Below are 5,597 nucleotides of genomic sequence, written 5' to 3'. Positions count from 1 at the left end.
TTGAGCACCTGCTCGCGGGACTTTTCGATCTCCGACTTCATGGCCAGGCCATGCTCGGTGATGCGCAGGCCCTCGCCGGCCAGCCCGGCGGTCTTGGAGAGCATGGTGTTGGCCTCGCGGTTCATCTCCTGCAGCAGGAAGTCGAGCTTCTTGCCGGTCTCGCCGCCGGCCTCGAGCAGTTCCAGGAACTGCGTGACGTGGGCCTCCAGCCGCACCAGTTCCTCCTGCACGTCGCTGCGCTCGGCCAGCAGCGCGGCTTCCTGCAGGATACGCTCGGGATCGGCGTGGCCGCCCAGCAGCTCCTGCATGCGCGATTGTACTTTCTCCAAGTGGGCGCGCAAGACCGCGGCCCGCAGCTTGGAGACCTCGGCGGTGGCGGCGCGCAGGCGCTGCATGCGCTGGCGCAGTTCGCGCCCGATGGCGCCGCCCTCTTCGGCGCGCATCTCGTCGAGGCGGCGGATGGCCAGCTCCAACTGCGCCAGCACGGCGGCGTCGAGCGAGCCATTCTCCAGCGCCGGGCCGGCAAGCGCTCCCGGCAGCCGCAGGATGGCGTTCAGGTCGGGCTCGCCGGCCACTCCGAATTCCTGGGCGGCGGCGCGGAAGGCGCTGACGTAGCCGCCCACCAGTTCGCGATTGAAGGCGAGGCCGGGCGCGCCCGCGCGCTCCAGCGAGAGCGTCAGCTCCACGTGGCCGCGGGCCAGGCGCTCCTTGAGCAGGCGGCGGATCTTCATCTCCAGGGCGTCGGAGTCGGCGGGCAGGCGCAGGTGCAGGTCGAGGAAGCGGTGGTTCACCGACTTCAGCGACAGGGTGAAGCTGGTCTGCTCGCCGGCCTGCCCTTTCACCTGCGCGAATCCGGTCATGGAGCGGAGGGACATGAAGAACCAGCTTCCAGTTTCTCGTTTCTAGTTTCGAGTGTCCAGTTCACTTCAGTGCGGCGGGACTGTCGTCGGCCGACATCCCCCCGATGATCTTCCAGCCCGCCGCCGTCTTCCTCCAGGTATGGGTCACGCGGGAAGCGGCGGTGCGCTCATCCCCGCCCTGGGCATCGGTGGTGTGCAAGGTGGCGCGATAGAACGTGATGACCACGCTCTCGCCGTATTGCCGCACCGACAGCGGCTCCAGCTTGTACTCGAGCACCTTGACCCTCCAGCCGCTCCGGACCTTGTCCTTGTGCACGGGGACGGGCTCAGAATCGGGCCAGCCCGCGAAACGCTCGTCCCAAAGCTCGAAGTAGCTTTCCCAGTCCTGGCTTTGGACGAAGCGCCAGTACGCTTCTTCCTGTCCCCACGCGGCCTGCTCCGCCGGGGACAATGGGAGGCCCGCCGGAGCTGGTTCAGTCTGCATCTGTGCCCTGTACGTCACCGCTGCGACACTGACTCCCCTGGCGCCTCATGGTACTCCCTCCCCGACCGCGGAGCGGTGGTCCGGCTCACGTCTGCGCCGCCGGGCGCGGCTCGTCCACGAACTGCAGATCATACAGCCGGCGATAGGTGCCGAGGCGGCCCACCAGGTCGTCGTGGGAGCCGGTCTCGACGATGCGGCCGCCCTCCAGCACCACGATGCGGTCGGCGCGACGCACGGTGGAAAGGCGGTGGGCGATGACGAAGACGGTGCGCCCCGCCATCAGGTTCTGCAGCGCCGCCTGCACCAGCGACTCCGACTCGGTGTCCAGCGCCGAGGTGGCCTCGTCCAGGATGAGGATGGGGGCGTTCTTGAGCAGGGCGCGGGCGATGGCCAGCCGCTGCCGCTGTCCGCCGGAGAGGTTCAGGCCGCGCTCCCCGATCATGGTGTCGTAGCCCTCCGGCATCTGCAGGATGAACTCGTGGGCGTGGGCGGCCTGGGCGGCGGCCACGACCTTGTCCTTGGCGATGTGGGGTTGGCCGTAGGCGATGTTGTTGCGCACCGTGTCGTTAAACAGGATGGTGTCCTGGGTGACGATGCCGACCTGGGCGCGCAGGCTGGCCAGAGTGACCTCGCGGATGTCCTGGCCGTCGAGGAGGATGCGCCCCGAGGTGGGGTCGAAGAAGCGCGGTACCAGGTGGACGAGTGTGCTCTTGCCCGCGCCCGAGGAGCCCACCAGGGCCAGCACCTCCCCGGCGCACACCTCCAGGTCGATGCCGGTGAGCACCTCGCGTCCTTCCTCGCCGTTGGAGCCGTAGGCGAAGTTCACTTTCTCGAAGCGCACGATCCTCTGGAAGGGCGGCAGGCGCGGGGCGCGCGGCTTCTCCTGCACGTCGTCCTCGGCGTCCATATAGGCGAAGACGGTGGTCGAGGCCCCCAGCGCCTGCTGGAAGTTGTTGTTGTAGAGAGCGAACTTGCGCACCGGGTCGTAGAGCCGGAAGACGCCGAAGAGGAAGGCGAGGAAGACGCCCGGAGTCATGAGGTGGTGGTTGATCTGGTCGCGGCCCAGCAGCAGAAGCATGGCCAGAGCGACCGCCCCCAGGACATCCATCAGCGGCGAGCTGAGGGCGGCGGCGCGCACCGAGCGCAGGTTGGCGCGGAACAGGGTGGTGGAGGCGTCGCGGAAGCGCAGGCTCTCCCAGCCCTCCATGCCGAAGGCCTTCACGATGCGGTTGCCGGTGATGGTCTCATGCAGGATGTTCTGGATGGCGGCCAGCTTGTCCTGGCCGCGGCGGGTGGTGTGGCGCACGCGGCGCCCGATGCGCCGCGCTGACTGGAAGATCACGGGCACGAACAGCAGCAGCAGCCACGACAGCCGCCCGCCCAGCTTGATGACCAGCGCCAAGATGAAGAGCAGGGTGAAAACCTGCTGCAGGAACTCGGCCAGCACGGTGGAGGTGGCGAACTGCACCTTCTCGATGTCGTTGATGATGGTGGAGAGCAGGGTGCCGGTAGTGTGACGATGGAAGAAGCCCACCGAGCGCCGCAGAATGGCGTTGTAGAGGTCGTTGCGCAGGTCGGTGATCATGCCGAAGCCGGCGTAGTTCACCAGGTAGGTGGCCAGGTAGTCGCACAGGCCCTTGAGCACGGTGGAGGCCACCAGGGCGAAGGCCACGATGGTCCAGGCGTTGTGGAAGTGCGAGGGTACGAACTGCTGCAGGTAGATGGTCTTGCCGCCGCCCCAGGTGAGCAGCGCGATGTTCTGCGAGGCGGTGTCGGGGTGGAGCACCCGGTCGAGCATGGGCCCGATCAGCAGCAGGCGGAAGGCCTCGAAGAAGCCCACCGCCGCCATGAGCACGACGGAGGCCAGCACCTGCAGCCCGTAGGGCACGAAGTAGCGAAGCAGCCGGCTCAGTTGCCGCATAACTCCCTGAAGACGCTCCTCCCGGGACGGGGGAAGGCCGGGCCGAACACGTTCTGCCGGGGAAGATACAAGGTCTTATTTTACCGGAAGATGCGGGCTCAGAGGCTGACTTCCGGGGCTCCGGCGAGGAATTGCAGAATGCAGAATTGAGAATGCAGAATGTAGGGCTCAGTGCAGGTTTTCATTCTGCATTCTCAATTCTCAATTCTGCATTGCCTTACCTGGGGCAGTCGCGGTGGGTGACCTTGGTGCGGTAGCCGGCGGCAGCCAGGCGCTGGGTCACCTCTTCCGCGATCATCACCGAGCGGTGCTGGCCCCCGGTGCAGCCGAAGCCGATGGTGAGGTAGCTCTTCCCTTCCCGCACGTAGTGGGGCAGCAGGTAGGTGAGCATGTCGGCGGTGCGGCGGATGAACTCGCGGGTCTGCGGGAAGGAGCGGATGTAGCGAGCCACCTTGGCGTCCTTGCCGGTGTAGGGGCGCAGTTCGGGGACGAAGTGAGGGTTGGGGAGGAAGCGCACGTCGAAGACCAGGTCGGCGTCCTCGGGCAGGCCGTGGCGGTAGCCGAAGCTGACGCAGGAGACCAGGATGTTCTTGTCAGCGGAGCGCCGCTGGAACTGGTGGGTGACGTGGGTGCGCAGTTCGTGCACGTTGAAGCGGGAGGTGTCGACCACCAGGTCGGCGACGGCGCGGATGGGACGGAGGCGGCGGCGCTCGGCGGCCAGCGCCGCCTTCACCGGCCCAGAGGCTCCCAGGGGATGCGGCCGCCGGGTCTCGCTGTAGCGGCGCAGCAGCACCTCGTCGCTGGCCTCAAGATACAGCACGTGCCTGGTCACCGAGCCCTCCAGCGAGTGCAGGATGGCGGGCAGGCGCTCCAGTCCCTGGCCCTCGCGCACGTCCACCACCAGGGCGGCGCGCTCGATCTCGGCCGAATGGCGCACCAACTCGGCGAAGCTGGGGATCAATTCCACCGGCAGGTTGTCCACGCAGTAGTAGCCCAGGTCCTCGAAGGCCTTGAGCACCGAGGCCTTCCCGGAGCCGCTCATGCCGGTGATGATCACCAGCTCGGCCTGGGGCCGGCGGCGGCGGGTGCGGTTCGCCTTGGCGGGCTGCTTGCGCGACTTCACGGGGGAGATGGTAGCAGAGTCAGAGGGGCATCGGGTCATCGGGGGATCGGATCATCGAAAAACCAAGAGCTTCCGGGATGTCATCCTCCGCTCGGCTTCGCCTCGCGAAGGATCTGACGAGATCGCCCGCACCCCCGGCAGGGTGGCGTCCACGCTGTCGGCAGATCCTCCCGCCTCCCTCCGGTCGGCGGAAGGATGACACATGGCGAGAGTGAGCTGGCGACCGGCGACTGGCGACTCTTACTTCGCTCCTACCGCCTTGAGCAGGGCGATGACCTCGTCGTTGCCGGGGCGGGCCTGGGCGCGGGCCAGCACGCTGGCGCCGGCGGTGGTCTTGGCGTTGGGGTCGGCGCCCTTGGCCAGCAGCGCCTGCACCACCTGCTTGTCGCCGTGGAAGGCGGCGTCCATGAGGGCGGTGCGGCCGCCGGCGGTGTGGGCGTTGGGGTCGGCGCCGTGGCCAAGCAGGAGCTGGACCATCTCGGGGTCGCCCGCGCCCGCCGCCAGCATCAGCGCAGTGAGGCCGTTGGGACCGCGGGCGTCCACCTTGGCGCCGCCGTCGGCCAGCGCCTGGGCGGTGGCCAGGTGGCTGCCCGCCGCCGCCAGCATGAGCGGAGTCAACTGGCTGCGGGAGAGGGTGTTGGGATCGGCGCCGGCGGCCAGCAACAGCCGGGCCACTTCGGCGTGGTCGTAGGAGACGGCGTGGTGCAGCGCCGTCCAGCCGTTATAGTCGCGGGCGGCCAGGTTGAGCGGCGCCCGGGTCTGGCCGGGAGTGGCGGCGGGAGCCTTGGCGGCGTCGAGCAGGGCCTGGACGAGTTCGCTCTCGCCCGCCGCCGCGGCCAGCATGAGCACGGTGGTGCCGTTCTTGTCGGCGGCGTTGTAGTCGGCGCCGGCAGCCAGCAGCAGTTGCGCGCTATCGGGGCGATGGCCGGCGGCGGCGACGGTGAGCGCGCTCCAACCATTCCCGTCGCGGGCGTTGACCTCGGGCTTGCGCTCCAGCAGCAGCTTGAGGATCTCGGTGTTGCCGGCGTCGGCGGCGGTCATGAGCGCGGTGAAGCCCACCACATCGTGGGCGTTGAGGTCGGCGCCGGAGTCGAGCAACAGGCGCGCCAGAGGCAGGTCACGGTCGTCCTCGCAGGCCATCATGAGGGCGGTGACGCCGTGCTCGTCGCGTGCGTTGGGATCGGCCTTGCGGGCCAGCGCCGCCTTGGC

General features: G+C 68.4%; 5 protein-coding genes. All 5 read right to left on the bottom strand.

Annotated elements, in window-relative coordinates; all coding sequences use genetic code 11:
* Positions 1-875, bottom strand: an 875-nt coding sequence (locus VEG08_03520) for a YicC/YloC family endoribonuclease (protein ID HXZ27050.1), incomplete at its 3' end; no start/stop codon positions are given.
* Positions 876-921: 46 nt separating this feature from the next.
* Positions 922-1,311, bottom strand: a complete 390-nt coding sequence (locus VEG08_03515; GenBank protein HXZ27049.1) for a DUF4440 domain-containing protein — start codon at positions 1,309-1,311, stop codon at positions 922-924.
* A 118-nt stretch (positions 1,312-1,429) separates the two neighbouring features.
* Positions 1,430-3,265, bottom strand: coding sequence for an ABC transporter ATP-binding protein (locus VEG08_03510; GenBank protein HXZ27048.1), 1,836 nt, complete (start codon positions 3,263-3,265; stop codon positions 1,430-1,432).
* Positions 3,266-3,482: 217 nt separating this feature from the next.
* Entirely contained in the window at positions 3,483-4,388 is a 906-nt protein-coding gene (gene rapZ, locus VEG08_03505; GenBank protein ID HXZ27047.1) for an RNase adapter RapZ, read from the bottom strand.
* A gap of 240 nt (positions 4,389-4,628) precedes the next feature.
* A partial coding sequence (locus VEG08_03500) for an ankyrin repeat domain-containing protein (GenBank protein ID HXZ27046.1) occupies positions 4,629-5,597 on the bottom strand: 969 nt, incomplete at its 5' end.

This window comes from Terriglobales bacterium (genome assembly GCA_035624475.1).
Classification (GTDB): domain Bacteria; phylum Acidobacteriota; class Terriglobia; order Terriglobales; family Acidobacteriaceae; genus DASPRL01.
This window is presented reverse-complemented; position numbering and strand designations above follow the sequence as displayed.